Genomic DNA, 15393 nt, shown 5'->3' on the forward strand with positions numbered 1-15393 from the left:
CTTAGGAGAACAGCTCCATCGTGTCGGGGACCTTGGTGGGCGTCCGCCCGGCCAGGATGGCGCTGACCACCTCGACCGCGGAGACCAGTGAGGTTTGCGAGAAGGGCTTGGGCAGGCAGCCAACCCCGTATTCGCGCGTCGGCTCCACCTCCTCGCGGTAGGAGGTGACGAACAGGCAGGGGATGCCCAGCGCGGTCATCCGGCGGGCCGCGTCGATGCCGCTGGAGCCCTGGGCGAGATGGATGTCCACCAGGGCCAAGTCCGGCTTGACCTCCTGCGCCAGGACCAGCGCCTTTTCGCTGGTGGAAGCCGGCCCATGCACCTCGTGCCCGGCGGATTCCAGGTAGAAGCTCTGCTCCATGGCGATGAGGACCTCGTCCTCGACGAGTAGGATCTTCATCCGTTCCACTCCGCCGCGCTGTCTTCCAGGATGGGGCCGCGTACTTCCGGCATGGTCAGCGCGATGCGGAAGGAGGTGCCCCGTTCCACCGGCATCAGCGCGACCGTCGCCCCGACCTGACCGGTCAGGCTGGTGATCAAGCGCATGCCGAGGCTGCGCGACCGGCGCATGTCGAACCCGGAGGGAAGGCCGGGTCCCTGATCGGTCACGGTCAGAGCCAGCAGGTCGCCGGCCCGGTCAAGCGACACCAGGACGTTGGCGGGCGTGGACCCGCGGTGCTTGATGGCGTTGGTGATCAGTTCGTTGGCGATCAGCCCCAGCGGTGCCGCCTGATCGATGGGCAGGTCGACGCGCTCGGCCCGCACCTCGATGGAGCCCAGCGTGTCGCCGCCCGACGCGCGGGACAGATCGGCGCACAGCTCGTTCAGGTAGCTGCCGAACTCGATGGTCTGGAACTGTTCGGTCTGGTAGAGCCGGCTGTGCACCCGCGCGATGGCATCGATGCGGCTGCGGGCGTCCTGGAAATGAACCCGCTCGGCGGCCCCCGGCAGGCTCATGGTCTGGAGCGTCAGCAGGCTGGACACGAGCTGGAGGCTGTTCTTCACCCGGTGGTTCACTTCGCGCAGCAGCGTGGACTTCTGGCCCACCAGCTTGCGCAGCGCCGCTTCCATCGACTTGATCTCGGTGACGTCGATGTGCATCAGCACCGCCCCGCCGAAGGGGCCGGCGGCCATCGGCGCGGCGAGGCAGCGGTACCAGCGCGGACCGGCATCGGACAGACCCGGATATTCGATGGAGACCGGCGCCCCGCCGCGCAGCAGGCCGCGCAGCCCCTCAATCAGCGCGTCGGCATGCTCCGCCCCGCTGCGGGTGGCGGCACAGGCTTCCAGATAGTCGTCGCCGATGGCCGAGCCGTCGCCGAGGAAACCGGCCTGCGGCCCGCTTCCCGCCCAGGCCTTGTTGACCGAGATGATGTGCCCGCCATGGTCGAGAACGGCGATGTGCGCCGGCAGCGCGTCGAGCGTGGCCTTGGTCTGCTCGGCGAGCTGGCGCATGGCGAGCGCGTTGGCCTTCAACTCCTCGCGGGTGCGGCGGCGCTCGGTGATGTCGCGCAGGACGCCGGTGATGAAGCTCCGCCCTTCCGATTCCCAGCGGGCCAGCGAGACCTCCAGGTCGATGCGGGTCCCGTCGCGCTTGCGCCCGATCAGTTCCACGGGTGCAGGGCGTCCGGCCGGGTCGCGCTCCAGCAGGCCGGACCAGTCGGGGGAGCCTTCGGCGAGGAACAGGCTGACATGCTGGCCGATCAGTTCGTTGGGCGGAAAGCCGAACTGCAGGGCCGCGGCCCCGTTGGCCCATTGCACGACGCCGCGTGTGTCGGTGGTGACGATGGCGTCAGGGGCGGTGTCCACGATGGCGCGGTAGCGAGCGTCGCGCTGCTCGCGCAGAACCCGCTCCCGGTTGACCACGGCGGTGACGTCGCTCACCTGGATCAGGCAGTAGGAGGCGTTGGCGACGGAGAAGGGACGGATCAGCACATTGTGGACCATCCGTCGCCCGTCGGCGCAGCGCAGCGGGAACAGCACCGGGTTCAGCGTGTGGGACAGGACGCTGGGCGCCCCGGTTTCCAGCACGTCGCGCACCGCGTTGTGCAGCCGCGTGTCGCGCAGGGACGGCAGGGCTTCCACCAGCTCCCGCCCGTGCATGTCGGGTTCGGGGGTGCCCGACGCCCTTTCCATCCAGCGGTTCCAGAACTGCACGCGGCCATGGCGGTCCAGCACGACGATGCCGGCGTCCATCGCGTCGAGAAGGCCGTCCAGCCAGGGCATGCGCTTAAACTCGGTCGGTTCCATCGGGCGTTCCGGAGGCGATGCGGTCGATGAATCCATGGATCAGTCCCTTCAGCGACTCCAGAGACGACAGTCCCATGAGCAACGCGATGTAGCCGCGAATGCTCCGGCTGCGGATCAGGAAGTCGATGTAGAGGAACATCACCAGTTCGTCGGGGTTGGGCCCGTTGCTTTGGAAAATGCGGTCGCTGTCGCCGCGCAACACGCTGGGCAGCGAGATGTCCAGATTGTCCTTCAACGTGTTGGCCATCACGACCAGACAGCCATTGAGGATGATGTTGCCGATCTCCGCAAGCGCGTCCTGCTCCAGATCGACGATCTCCTCCAGGCTCAGCTCGCTGCCAAGGACGGCGCGGGCCAGTTCCAGGCTGTTGGTCTCGGGGAAGATCAACAGGGCGCGGCCGGAAAAGGACCCGTCGAAACGCTGCTCGACCGCGACGAGGCTCATTTTCTCGCGCGCGGCCAGGAGGCCGGCGGCGTCGTTGCGGCTGACGATCTCGATGGAGGGAACCGACAGCAGAACCTGATCGGCGACCATGCGGCTGAGGTTGGTCGCGGCACGGCCGACGCCCATGTTCACCAGCTCGGTCAGCGCGTCGCGCTCGAGGTCGCTCAGATCAACCATGCACCGACGCTCCCGTTTCCATGGACACGCCGGTGCACCGGCGCCCCCGGGCACAGTGCGACAGGAATGCCGTCAAAGTCTCCCCCGTCGACGGCATAGGCCAAATTGGGAGTGCTCTAGGCAATTCAGCAACAAGGCGCCGTCGATCCAACAATCGGTTCCTTCCATTGATCGCGGTCCGAATAAAGAGGCCATCTGTATTATGATCCAGCGCGACGCTCCGCCGCACCCTGTTGCGGGTCAGGCCGCCAGCCGGCGAATGAGATCCCGGAGGAAGCCTTCGCAGGCCGTCACCTGGGCGACGTCGATGTACTCGTTGGGCTGATGCGCCTGATCGATGGAGCCAGGGCCGCAGAGCACGGTGGACAGGCCGGCCTCCTGAAACTGCCCGGCCTCCGCCGCGAAGGAGACCATGCCGGTGTCGTTGCGTCCTGTCAGGGCGTGGCAGAGCTGGGCTGCCGGCCCATCCGGCTCCGGCGCCAGCCCCGGCACGCCGGCGAGCTGCTCGGTGCGGATGTCGCAGTCCGGGCTGATTTGCCGCATGGCGGCGCGCAGCCGCTCGCATTCCACCTCGAAGCGGTCGCGGTAGCGCGTCCAGTCGTCGCCGGGCAATGGGCGGATGTCCCAGACGAAGGAACAGTGGCGTGCGGTAATGTTGGCCGCTGTGCCGCCTTCGATGGTGCCGACCTGCAGCGTGGTGAAGGGCGGGTCGAAGCCGCAGGCGGGGTCCGCGGCGGCGGCGTTCTCTGCCGCCATGTCGCCCACGAGATTGACGAGCCGCGCCGCGGTCATCACCGCGCTGACCCCGCGGTCGATCTGGGACGAATGGACCTCGTGCCCGGTGACCGTGGTGCGCAGCACGTAGCAACCCTTGTGGGCCAGAACAACCCCCATCGAGGTCGGCTCGCCGACGATGACGGCGCTGGGGCGCGGCAACTCATCGGCGATGCGGGCGATCATGGCCGGGGCGCCGATGCAGCCGACCTCCTCGTCGTAGGACAGCGCCAAATGCAGCGGCCGCTTCAGCCCGGCCTCCAGGATGTCCGGCAGCATGGCCAGCGCCACCGCGGGGAAGCTCTTCATGTCGGCGGTGCCGCGCCCATAGAGGCGCCCGTCACGCTCGACCAGGGTGAAGGGATCGGTGTCCCAGGGTTGCCCGTCCACCGGGACGACGTCGGTGTGCGCCGACAGCACCACGCCGCCTTCGGTCATCGGACCGATGGTCGCGAACAAGTTCGCCTTGGCGCCGTCCGGGCTGGGCACCAGCCGGCTCTCGACGCCGTACCCGGCGAGATAGTCCCGAACCCAGCCGATGAGCGCCATGTTGGAACGGCGCGAAACCGTGTCGAAACCGACCAGGCGGGCGATCATCGCCTTGGAGCCGTCTTGCACCCTTACGATCCATTCTGCGGGACGGCGGCGCCGATCCCACGCTTGTGATAATCTTTAGCAGTCAGACACTGGCCCCTGCATCCTACGATGTCAAATGAGTCGTCCGGAATATGTGGGCATAGCGGCCAACGACCAACACCGGTTGAACGGTCCTCCCGCATGCGGGGTGCCGTCCAACCGGTCGCAAAGCGGAACCGCTCGGGCCGGAGCGCCGCAGGGCGAAAGGGGCAGGGCAGAGAGGGACGGGGCCGTCAGGCCGCCGACCAGACCTTCTCGGTCAGGATCGTGCGCACCAGCGTTAGCGCGCTCTCGGCGCTCTCGCGCCCGTCGAGCTTCGCCGCCACCGCCTCGATCTGGGCCGGCGGCAGGGTGGAGCGCAGGCGGCGCACCGTGTCGGTCAGGTGCTTCTTGGCGAAGCGCGCTTGGTTCCCACGCTCCGACAATTCCTGGAAGGCCAGCCGCCGGGTGGTCGCGTCGCGTCCGGCGCTGGCCGCCGTCGCACGCTCCGCCGCTGCGGCAAGCTCGTTCGAGGATTGGAGGTAGTTGCTGATGGCTTCGGTCAGGATACGGTTGGCTTGAAGCAAGGGATCAAGGGACATGCGCTGAACTCTTTGCCTTCCGTGACGGCTCTGGGCCGCAAACGGCCCCCTGCCAAGACGTTTCACCCAAAGTTAATTGGGCCGGCCGGCCCGGTTCAACCCGGCGAAGGGTTCTATGCGGACCGCAAGCCGGACCGGCGCCGGCGCGGGGCCGGCGCGGGGGCGCAACCAACGCATGGTCTATCACCGTCCGCTCTCTGTCGAGGTTGGACAAGCAATGGGCCTATGAATTTCCTATGAACTAAGGCACGCTTTCTTTGTGTACGTTTATCGTCACATAAACCGGGCACTAAAACGGGAACCCACGGGCGCAGGACGCCGTTTTCCTCGAGCGTCGATGTTTCTGCGGCCAAGCCCACTTGGACCAAAGCCCACTTGGAGACGGAAGAATGCAAGGCGATCGTGAGGACCGCATCCGCCACCGCGCCTATGAGATCTGGGAGCGCGCCGGGCGACCGGAGGGACGGGGGGAAGAGCATTGGGCGCAGGCCTGCGCCGAGATCGAAGCCGAGGACCGGACGGCCGCCACGGCGGAGCCGGTCGCCATGGTCGCGGCCGTCAAGGACGCCGCCGCGGGCGTCGTGAAGAAGGCGGTCCGCCGGACCAAGACGGCGGCGACCGAACTGCTGGGCGTCGGCCTGAACGCCGTGGTCGATGTGGTCGAGGAGGCCGTCGCGCCCAAGACGCCGCGCGCCCGCAAGACCAAGACCAAGGCCGAGCCGACTGCCGCAAACGAATCCCAGGCCGAAACCCCGGTCGCGGTTCCGGTTCCGGCGGCCCCGAAGGTGGCGAAGCCACCCCGCGCCAAGGCCGTGAAAGGGGAAGCCGTGAAGGCGGAAGCGGTGAAGCCGGTCGCTCCGCGCGGACGCCGCAAGCCGGCCGCGCCGGACACCGAACCGGCCCATTGACCCGCACCGGCCCTGCGCGTTCCTACACACAGGGACGGATGTAGGGCCGGTTCACCTCCCAAAGCTCGTCCAGGATCTTCACGGCGGCGTCGGTGGAATTCACCACCGGGTCGATCAGCAGGGCCTGGAGCGCCAAGTCCTTCGAGGCGTGGACCGCGGCCTCGACGGAGAGTTGCTGCACGCTCGCCTGGACGTGCAGCAGTTTGGCGATCGGGTCGGGCAGGGGGCCGAGCGAGACAGGGTGAACGCCCGCCGCGTCGGCCAGCAGCGGCACCTCGACCGCCAGATCGGGCGGCAGGTTGGGGATGGCGCCCTGGTTGTAGACGATCCCCGACTCAATGAAGCGCTTCTGGTTGTGCAGTACCCCGGCGATGACCTGCACCGCCCGCTCGCCCCAGGAAGGCTGCGTCCAGTCGTCGGGCACCGGGGTCGTCCCGGAGATGGTCCCGTCCATCAGCGCGTTGAGGATGCCGCGCCCGCGCTCGTCCTCCGCGAAGTCGAATCCATGCTCCCCGCCTTCCCAGCCGTAGGGGAGGTATTCGCCCATATGATCGTCGCTGCAGGTCGGCCACAGGCCGAAGCTGTTGAACAGGCGGCGGGTCAGCGGTGTGAAGGCCGGGTCGTGGGTCTTTTCCCGCTCGCGCAGCAGCGGGTAGAGGTCGCGCCCGCTCGCCTTGTCGCGGACGTGCATCAGCCATTGGAAGTGGTTCAACCCAGCGCCCCAGACCTCCACGTCCTTTTCGGCCATGCCGAGGATCTGGCAGATGAACCAGCGCGCCAGGAAGATGCCGTGGCACAGCCCCAGCGTCTTGACCTTGGTGTATTTGCCGAGGCCGAGGACGACGCGGCTTTCCGGATTCGACAGGTTGATGAACTGGGCGTCCGGGCACAGCTCCTCGATGTCGCGCGCGAAGTCGAAGATCAGGGGCAGGGTGCGCAACGTGAAGAACAGGCCGCCGGGTCCGCCGTTCTCGCCGAGCGTGTGGCGGATGCCGTGCTTCTTCGGCACCTCGAAATCGAGCTTCCACAAGCGGTTGCGGTCGATGGCGACGGAGTTGACGACGAATTCCGCGCCTTGCAGGGCGGCGCGGCGGTCGGTGGTCTGTTCGATGATCAAGCCGGCGTCGCCCTTGGCGTTCAGCAGGCGGGCGAGCGCGGTCATGCGGTCGAGCGCCGCCGGATTCGTGTCCACAAGCGTCAGGGTGCTGCCCGCAAGCTCCGTCGTGGTGAAGAGGTCGCGGTACATGCTCAGCCCGAAGGCCGCGCTGCCGGCGCCCAGGAAGACGATCTTGGTGGTTTTGGGAGTGGTAACAGCCATGGAATGCCTCCCGCCGGCGGGAATGCTGCTGTGCTGATTTGTCAGGGCAGCCGCTTTGGGTGAAGCATACACTTGTTAAGACGAAGAGACTATACCTGATGGTCAGAATAAGTGTGGTCGCCTCTTCGCTCGCGCAACATGACCTTCGCGCTCGCAACAGTGCGTCTGCAACATAATCACTTCAAGGGAGTCCCTGTCATGGCACTCATCACTTTTCCCAAGGACTTCCTGTGGGGGGCGTCCACCGCGGCCTATCAGATCGAGGGGGCAATTCACGAGGACGGGCGCGGCCCCTGCGTGTGGGACACCTTCACCGACGCCGGGCGCATCCAGGATGGCAGCAGCGCCGCTGTCGCCTGCGACCATTACCACCGCTGGGCGGAGGACATCGCCCTGTTGAAGGACGCAGGATTCAACGCCTACCGCTTCTCCATCGCCTGGCCGCGCATCCTGCCGAGCGGGGCGGGGGCGGTGAACGCGGCGGGGCTCGATTTCTACGACCGGCTGGTGGACGGGCTGCTGGCTGCCGGCATCCGGCCGATGGCCTGCCTGTACCATTGGGACCTGCCGCAGCCGCTGGAAGACCGCGGGGGCTGGCAGGGCCGGGAAATCGTCGGCCCCTTCGCCGACTATGCCCGCGTCGCCGCCGCCCGGCTCGCCGACCGGGTGAAGGACTGGATGATGCTGAACGAGCCGAACGTGGTCGCCACCCACGGCTACGGCACGGGAGAGCACGCGCCCGGCCATAAGCTGGGTGAGGTCGGCATCCTGCGCGCGCTGCACCATCAGAATCTGGCGCAAGGGGCGGCGCTCCGCGCCATATCGTCGGAACATTCCGGCCTGACGCTCGGCACCGTCATCAACCTCCAGCCCTGCCGGGCTGAGAGCGACCGGCCGGAGGACATCGCGGCGGCGGCCCGCTGGGACGCGGTGTGGAACCGGGTGGCCCTGGACGGCGTGATGCGCGGCAAGATCCCCGATCTGATGGCCGAGCGGATGAAGGACTTCGTGCTGCCCGGTGATGAGGAGGCGATCCGCTTCTCCATCGACCTGCTGGGCATCAACTATTACTCGCGCATGACCATGAAGCACGAGACAGGCCATCCGTTCGACGTGTGGTGGGGCGACGCCCATTGCGACCGCTGGACCGCCATGGCCTGGCCGGTCCAGCCCGACGGGCTCTATGACCTGCTGATGGAGTTCAAGCGCGACTACGGCAACCCCGCCGTCTTCGTCGCGGAGAATGGTGCGGCCTATGACGACGTGGTGACGCCGGACGGGCAGGTGCACGACGCGGAGCGCGTGGCCTTCCTGCGCGACCATGTGGCGTCGGTCGGCCGCGCCCTGGCCGATGGCTGCAACGTGAAGGGCTATCTGTGCTGGAGCCTGCTGGACAATTTCGAATGGGCCTTCGGCCTGTCGAAGCGGTTCGGCATCGTTCGCGTCGACTATGACACGCTGGTCCGCACGCCCAAGGACAGCTACCGCTTCCTGAGCGCGGTGGCAAAGAGCGGGCGGCTTGATCTCGCGTGAAGAACAGGAGGGCAGGCTGTGCGGAGCGATGCTCCGTCAGCCTGTTCTTCTTGTGGAGAACGAAGATTTTGGATCATTGATGGTTTGAGATCTAATAATTAGAAATGTAAGAATTTCTTATTAATTTATTCTTCACAATATTGGCTTCAGATGGTCCGGCATCACACGCCATGCGTTCAGGATCATCGGAGGGAGCCATGGGAATTTCCGACGTTTCGGCATCCTTGTTCCAGGCCACCGCTGCGGCCTCCGTGCAGGCGAAACCCACCGCTGCGAAGAGCGGTGCCACGGACGGGACGGCACCGGCCGCCGCCTCCAAGACTGACAAGGTTGATCTCAGCGATCTGGCGTCGGCGCTCAAGGGTGACGCGCTCGACCTGTTCACGAATCTCGCGGCGGAGGATCGGACCTCCCTGGGCAAGCTCGTCTCCAGCGGGGCGATGTCGGCGGACGAACTCAACGACGCGCTGTCGTCCGCCCTGAAGTCGGAGCGCAAGAAGGCGTTCTGGCAATCCGCCAGGGAGGACGCCGAGGCTGGGCGCACCCCAGAAGGCGAGGCGCGGCAGCAGAAAATGCAATCCATCACGCAGCGCATGTTCTCCGAGACGGAAACCCGGCGCGCGGCCATGTTCGCGTCGGGCATGAGCATGGAGGACCGGATGGCTGCGACGGCTCAATTGGGCGAAGAGATGAGGGCGTTGCAGAACACGTATGACCAGTTGGCGGGGATCGGTAAACCGATGACCGCCTACACGCTGAAAGGAGGCGACGAGCGCTTCTTTGCGACGTCCAAGGAACAGGCGGCCGGGCAAAAGCTTGCGGATCTGGGATTCCAATCCGGCTCTTTCGACAAGGTGCTCTCGACGCTTGCCAAGGGGTTTTCCCAAAAATATGTGGCTGAAGAAGGTAAAACGGAAATTACAATAGGATCTGCAATTAAATAGATTTTTAGGTTTTCGTGATTGGTCTTTCAAAGTTTTGCAAAGTGCGCCTATGGAGTGATCGACCGCCTGATCGTCAGTGTCTCTGAATTGTCACATCGGAGCCAAGCGGAAGCGGTGCTATCGACGGTGTCGTGTCATTACTGCGTCCGCCCATGCATTCCGTTGGAACTTACATCGCTTCAGGGTCCGGTGACGCCGAAAACGTCCGTGTGGCCATCATCGTGCCGACCTACAAGCATTCGGGCCTGCTGGTCGAGGCGCTGTCCACCGCGCTCGCCCAGGACACGGACTTCGCCTACGCCGTGGTCGTGGTCGACGACGGCTGCCCCTTCCCGGAGACCGGGCGGGTGTGCCGGGAGTTCGCGGCGGCCCATCCGGGGCGGCTCTATTATCTGCACAAGCGCAACGCCGGGCTGAGCGCGGCGCGCAACAGCGGGATCGTCTTCGCGCTGGACGCCTTTCCGGCGCTGGAGGCGGTCTATTTCCTCGATTCCGACAACCGCATCCTGCCCCATCTGCTGCAACGCATGCTGGACGCGCTCCGGGCGGCGGGACCTAAGGTCGGCTGGGCCTATCCGGACGTCGACAAGTTCGGCTTCTTCGAGTTCTGCGACATGTCCGGCGCCTACTCGCCGCTGGAGCACCTGTTCCGCAACGTCAGCGAGGCCGGCAGCATGGCGTCGCGTCGCCTGCTGGACAGTGGCGCCCGCTTCGACGAGGCGATGCGCCAGGGCAGCGAGGACTGGGAGTTCTGGCTGCAAGGGCTGGAGCGCGGCTTCCACGGCGTTCATGTGCCGGGCACCGGCTTCGGCTACCGCCGCCGCGGCGAGAGCATGCTGACCGAATCGGAGCGCGATTACCGCCCCATCCTGACCCACATCCAGAAGCGCCACCCCGCGCTGTTCGCGGTCCGGGCCGTGCTGCGGGCGGAGGCCGCCGTCGGCCGGCGCTACGCCGTTTACCTGCCCGACCGCGCCATCGTCCGCTGCGTCACCGACCCTGCGCTGGGCGAAGAGGACCTGCCGCTCGCCGACTTCGTGCGCCGCGCCCTGCGCGCGCCGGAGCGGCCCGGCTATGGGGAGTGCCCTGGCCTGCTGGCGGTGATGGACTCCGGCCTTTGCGAGTTGCTGAGGCGCCATGGCCTGCTGCGCGGCGCCTTGTGGGTCCTGGAGCGTGCGGCAGCCCAGGCGACCCTGGTGCGCGCCAAGGTAACGGCGCGGGCGGCGGAAAATGGCTGCGAACTGTCCTGGTCCGGGGCGCCCGTGGGGTTGCAGGCGGATGCGCCGTTTCCCCTGCCGGGCGGCGGGGTGGCAATAGCGATGCTGCCGACCGTGACCCTGCTCAACCTCGTACGGCGCCAGCCCGCAGGCATCCCATTGCTGGAGCGGGAGCCCTGGAAGCCCTGCGCCGAGGCCCGGCTGAGCCTCACCCTTGCGCTGCCCGGCGCGGTGCAACCGCCGGCCGGGGCCGATGCCGCCCTGTCCATGCTGCGCGAGGCGATGGCGGCGGCGTGGTCGCGGCCGTCCAACGGCGGCTGGGCGGCGGCGCCCATCGACCGCTACCGCGCCGGGGTCGCCACGCCGGGGGATGTCTACCAGACGGTGCATCGTCTGCCCTCGGTGCTGCCGCTGCTTCCCCCCGCGGGGAACCGGCGGCTCGCGGCGCTGGTCGCCGATCCCGCCGACGCGGGGGCGCTGGAGACCGCCGCCCGCATGGCCCGCTGGCTGGCCGGGAAGGGCTATGACGCGCATCTGGTGGCGCTGGGGGGCGGGGACCTGACCCTGGCCGCGGCGTTGGTTGAGGCGTTCGCGTCGGTCATCCCTCACCCGCTGCCGCTGGTGCTGCCCGAACGCCCGCTGACCCACCGCGACGCCTATCTGGGCACGCCGCTGCGTCCTTGGGATGCGGTGGAGGAGGATATGGCGGTCGGCACGTTGGCCGTCTTCGATCTGGTCGTGACCGTGCGGCACGGCGCAGTGCACCCGCTGATGGGCCGGCTGCGCGCGCTCGGCGTGACGGGCTGGGCACTTCTGGGGGCGTCCACCGTCCCGGACGCGCCGCCCCTGGCCGATGCGGTCAACGGCTGTGCCGCCTTCGAGCATGCCTACCAGACCGTCGTGCCCCTCGACGCCCGGACCTTCCGCCTCTGCCAGGCCCTGGCGTTCCCACCGGACAAGCTGCGGCGCTGGGAGGATGCGGCGGAGCCGGACGCCGATCCCGATTGGACCGCCTGCGCGCCTCTGTCCTCGTGCCTTCCCGAAACCCCCGTGGCCGCCTGAGTAAGGGTGTCATCGTCATGAAGCTCTCCGCCCCTGCGGCCCAGTTCGCCTCCCTCTACGACGGCACGCCGAAGATCATCGCCGTCGGCATGGGCACCAGTTTGGAAGCGGGCACCGTGCCCTTTCGCCTGCTGCGGCTGGTCCGTCACGACGGCGGCTATCTGCTGCTGTCCGGGGGCATCGAGCCGGAAGAGGGCGAGGCGTTGCGCGCGCTGGCGATCCCGCCCGCCGCCGTCCGGGCGCTGTGGTCCGGCGACGAGGCGGCGGGGCGGGACACCGAGCGGCTGCTCGGCTGGTGGGAAGAGGTCGGCGGACCGGACAGCGTGCCGCCGCAGATGACGGGCGATGGGTCCACACTGCTGCATGGCCTGTTGGCGCAGGCTTTCGGGGAAATCGACGGGCTGCACCGCCGCAACGCCGGGCTTCAGCAGACCTTGTCCACCTTGCGGGAGGAGTGGGGCCGCTCCGCCCGCCTGCCGCCCGAGGCGGTGGAACTTCTGGACGCCCTGCGCCTCAGCCCGCCGCGGCTAATCTTCGCCTCGCCGCGCCCGGTGGGAGCGCTGCCGGTGCCGCTGCGCCATGGCCGGAACACCGCGGGAGCGGCCGAAATCGTGCAGCGCCTGCCGGCGGGTGCGCGGGGGCTGGTGGGACTTGACCTGCATCTCGACCAGGCACCGAAGGGAAGCGGGGCGCTCGCCGTTGCCCTGGTCGGGGCGGAGACCGGCGAGACCCTTGCGGAATGGAGGCTGTCCTTCGGTGACCTGCGGTCCGGCTGGCTGTCGCTGCGCCTGCCCGCCGCCTCCACCCGGATGGATCGGCTTCTCGACCTGCGGATCGGCGCCATCGGGGTGGTGACGGAGGCGCCGCGTCTGTCGTTGGCCCAGGCCGGTCTGCTCGACGAATATGCCGTCGCGCCGCCGGCCCGCGCCGTCGGGCAGCCGGCCATGCTGGCGCTGCGGCTGTGGGGCGGGCTGCCGGGGCTGGAGTATGGCGCGGCGGCGCATCTGGCGCCGCATCCCGCGCCGGACCGTATGGTCTGGCCGCTGACCCAGCCGGTGCTGGCGCAACTGCGCAAGGGCCGCGAGTTCGAGGCGACCTTCCCCTGGTTCGGCCTGCTGCGCGGCGGGCGCGTCCTGCTCCACCCGCTCCATGGCGTCGTCACGGCGGGCCACATCCCGCTGGACGAGGTTCCGGGCGCCGTGGCGGTGCGGGCGCGGGCGGTGATCGACGATCCGCGCTGCCGCTCCCCCATTGCCTGCAAGCTGGTGGTGGCACCGCCGTCGCTGACGGTGGACGAGGCGGAACGGGAGGAAGGCATCCTTGCCTCCAGCGGCTGGACGGTGCTGGAGGAGCCGCGCCGTCCGCTCGACCTGTCGGCGGCCCTGGCGGCGCCCTGGTCGGGTCCAATGGCGCTCCATCTTTTCACCGACATCCCGGACCGCGGCCACGGTCTGTACGGACGCACCATCTTTTCCGATTTCGAAGTGGAGATTGATTCCCGCACCGCCTGGACCACCCCGCCCGCGCTGCCGGTGATGGACGGGGTTGCCGCCACGCCGTGACCGGCTATGACTTTGTGGCAGTGCATCAAACCTTTGGTGCGCTGCGGGGCAAGCTGTTGGTAATAAACTGTTCGTTAGGGTAAAGGAGGTCTTGCTTCAAGCCCAGGGGGTGGAAGGGCCATGTCGATCGCGTCCAGGACGCCGGACCGGTCCGGCTTCACCCGCCGTTTCCTTCATCTTGCCGGTGGCTTCTGGTCGGGCGGGCGGAACTGGACGGTGTGGCTCCTCGCCGGGGCGCTGGGGCTTCTGACGGTCGGGCAGGTGGTGGTTCCCATCCTGCTGAACCTGTGGAGCCAGCATCTGTTCGATGCGCTGGAGCAGCGCTCCATGGACCGCTTCGTGCTGATGATCGCGGCGGCGGGCGGGATCATCCTGTTCAACATCGTCAACACCATCCTGCATCTGCGGGTGAAGCGCCGTCTGCAACTGGGTTGGCGGACATGGCTGACGCAGAAGCTGCTGGGCGACTGGCTGACGCGCGGCCGGCAGCATCAGGTGACCTACCTGCCCGGCGACCACGACAACCCGGACGGGCGCATCGCCGAGGACATCCGCATTGCCACCGAGGCGGCGATCGATCTCGCCCTGTCGCTGTCCTATTGCGCGCTTTTGCTGATCAGCTTCACCAACATCCTGTGGCGGCTGTCCGGTTCGCCGGAGGTGACGCTGGCCGGAAGCACCGTCCACGTGCCGGGTTATCTGCTCTACATCGCGCTGCTCTACGCGGCCGTCGGGACGAGCATCGCCCTGTTGATGGGAAAGCCGCTGGTGAGGGCGGTGAACCGCCGGCAGGGGCACGAGGCCTCCTTCCGCTTCGGCCTTGCCCGCGTGCGCGAGAACGCGCAGGACGTGGCGCTCCTGCATGGGGAGTCGGGTGAACGCGACCGGTTGGCCGTGCTGTTCGGCGGGGTGCAGCGGGGCTGGAACGGCCAGACGCACGCCCTGTCCAACATGATGGTCTTCAGCGCCGCCTATTCGGTGCTGTCCGCCGTATTCCCGATCCTGGTCGCTTCGCCCAGCTACATCGCCGGGGCCATTTCGCTCGGCGTGCTGATGCAGACGGCGCAGGCTTTCCAGCAGACGGTGGGCGCCCTGTCCTGGCCCATCGACAACCTTGCCCGCGCGGCGGAATGGAAGGCGTCGGTGGAGCGTGTGCTGGGCCTGCACGAGGCGCTCCAGCGCCTGGACCGCGAGATCGATGGGCAGGGAACGGAGCGCATCACCGTGGAGCGCAGCGACGGCGAGCACTGCCTGAGCTTCCGCGGGCTGTCCATTGCCGAGCCGGACGGGCGGCGCGTGGTGGAACCCTTCGATCTGGAGATCCACCCCGGCGAGCGCGTGCTGATCGTCGGCGACGCGGCGGCGGCGGTCCGGCTGTTCCGGGCGGTGGCGCGGGTCTGGCCCTGGGGCGGGGGAGGCATCGTTCTGCCCGCGCTCACCCGCGTGTTCTTCATGGCCGAACGTCCCTATCTGCCGCACGACACGCTGCGCGCCGCCCTCAGCTACCCCCTGGGGGCGGAAACGGTCGGCGATGCCGCGGCGGCCGCGGCGCTGGATCGGGTCGGCCTCGGCCACCTCCGGGCCCGGCTGGACGAGTCCGACAGCTGGGACGAGGTTCTGGCGGTGTCGGAGCAGCAATTGCTGGGCTTCGCCCGCCTGCTGATCCGCCGTCCGGACTGGATCTTCCTGGAGGACGCCACCGACAGCCTCGATCCGCGGGCCGAGGAGGCGATGCTGCGCCTGATCGACAGTGAGTTCCCCGCCGCCACCCTGATCACCATCGGCAGCCACCCCGGCCTGGAGGCACACCACCGCCGCAAGCTGGTGCTGGAGCGACGCGATGACACGGTGCGCATGCGTGAGGAGCCCTGCGGGGACCGGAGGATCGCGGCGGTCGCGGAGTAGGGGGCGCCTTGCTACCTCTAGCGGCCTGCAATCATTGACGGTCCAACCCGATTTCACCCGCCGTTTCCGGTTCACATTCGG

Annotated in this window: 12 protein-coding genes; 6 read left to right on the plus strand and 6 right to left on the minus strand. The window is 67.9% G+C overall.

Translation table 11 applies throughout. The features are described 5' to 3' along the window. Nucleotide 1: 1 nt before the first annotated feature. From H1Q64_RS28165 to H1Q64_RS28185, 5 genes are all read right to left on the minus strand, one after another. Nucleotides 2-400 carry a response regulator gene (locus tag H1Q64_RS28165; protein WP_014242548.1) on the minus strand — a complete coding sequence of 133 codons (399 nt, stop codon included), beginning with the start codon at nucleotides 398-400 and terminating at the stop codon, nucleotides 2-4. After that, the gene (locus H1Q64_RS28170; protein WP_237907702.1) at nucleotides 397-2286 is read right to left on the minus strand and encodes a PAS domain S-box protein; all 1890 of its coding nucleotides are present in this window, start codon (nucleotides 2284-2286) and stop codon (nucleotides 397-399) included. The genes H1Q64_RS28165 and H1Q64_RS28170 overlap by 4 nt, the downstream gene beginning before the upstream one ends. Next, nucleotides 2231-2872, minus strand: a complete 642-nt coding sequence (locus tag H1Q64_RS28175) for a chemotaxis protein CheC (RefSeq protein ID WP_014242550.1) — start codon at nucleotides 2870-2872, stop codon at nucleotides 2231-2233. Before H1Q64_RS28175 ends, H1Q64_RS28170 begins: the two co-directional genes overlap by 56 nt. 240 nt (nucleotides 2873-3112) lie before the next feature. After that, on the minus strand, nucleotides 3113-4264 hold the full coding sequence (gene argE, locus H1Q64_RS28180) for an acetylornithine deacetylase (protein WP_237907703.1): 1152 nt from the start codon (nucleotides 4262-4264) through the stop codon (nucleotides 3113-3115). Between the two features lie 251 nt (nucleotides 4265-4515). Next, entirely contained in the window at nucleotides 4516-4863 is a 348-nt protein-coding gene (locus tag H1Q64_RS28185; protein ID WP_014242552.1) for a hypothetical protein, read from the minus strand. Between the two features lie 389 nt (nucleotides 4864-5252). On the opposite strand from H1Q64_RS28185, the gene H1Q64_RS28190 reads away from it, so the two are divergent. Beyond that, nucleotides 5253-5771: a DUF2934 domain-containing protein gene (locus H1Q64_RS28190; RefSeq protein WP_237907704.1), complete on the plus strand. Its 519-nt coding sequence runs from the start codon at nucleotides 5253-5255 to the stop codon at nucleotides 5769-5771. A gap of 22 nt (nucleotides 5772-5793) precedes the next feature. On the opposite strand, the gene H1Q64_RS28195 is transcribed toward H1Q64_RS28190, so the two are convergent. Beyond that, nucleotides 5794-7089 carry an alpha-glucosidase/alpha-galactosidase gene (locus H1Q64_RS28195; RefSeq protein ID WP_237907705.1) on the minus strand — a complete coding sequence of 432 codons (1296 nt, stop codon included), beginning with the start codon at nucleotides 7087-7089 and terminating at the stop codon, nucleotides 5794-5796. 198 nt (nucleotides 7090-7287) lie between these two features. Here H1Q64_RS28195 and H1Q64_RS28200 point away from each other — a divergent pair, with 198 nt between their 5' ends. From H1Q64_RS28200 to H1Q64_RS28220, 5 genes are all read left to right on the plus strand, one after another. Then, nucleotides 7288-8622 carry a GH1 family beta-glucosidase gene (locus H1Q64_RS28200; RefSeq protein WP_237907706.1) on the plus strand — a complete coding sequence of 445 codons (1335 nt, stop codon included), beginning with the start codon at nucleotides 7288-7290 and terminating at the stop codon, nucleotides 8620-8622. A 197-nt stretch (nucleotides 8623-8819) separates the two neighbouring features. Next, on the plus strand, nucleotides 8820-9566 hold the full coding sequence (locus H1Q64_RS28205; RefSeq protein ID WP_237907707.1) for a hypothetical protein: 747 nt from the start codon (nucleotides 8820-8822) through the stop codon (nucleotides 9564-9566). A gap of 209 nt (nucleotides 9567-9775) precedes the next feature. Continuing rightward, nucleotides 9776-11845, plus strand: coding sequence for a glycosyltransferase family A protein (locus H1Q64_RS28210; protein ID WP_237907708.1), 2070 nt, complete (start codon nucleotides 9776-9778; stop codon nucleotides 11843-11845). Nucleotides 11846-11862: 17 nt separating this feature from the next. Next, the gene (locus H1Q64_RS28215; RefSeq protein WP_237907207.1) at nucleotides 11863-13407 is read left to right on the plus strand and encodes a DUF6212 domain-containing protein; all 1545 of its coding nucleotides are present in this window, start codon (nucleotides 11863-11865) and stop codon (nucleotides 13405-13407) included. 120 nt (nucleotides 13408-13527) lie between these two features. Continuing rightward, nucleotides 13528-15312: an ABC transporter ATP-binding protein/permease gene (locus tag H1Q64_RS28220; protein ID WP_237907208.1), complete on the plus strand. Its 1785-nt coding sequence runs from the start codon at nucleotides 13528-13530 to the stop codon at nucleotides 15310-15312. Nucleotides 15313-15393: the final 81 nt, after the last annotated feature.

Origin of the sequence: Azospirillum brasilense, assembly GCF_022023855.1 — a bacterium.
GTDB lineage: Bacteria > Pseudomonadota > Alphaproteobacteria > Azospirillales > Azospirillaceae > Azospirillum > Azospirillum brasilense_F.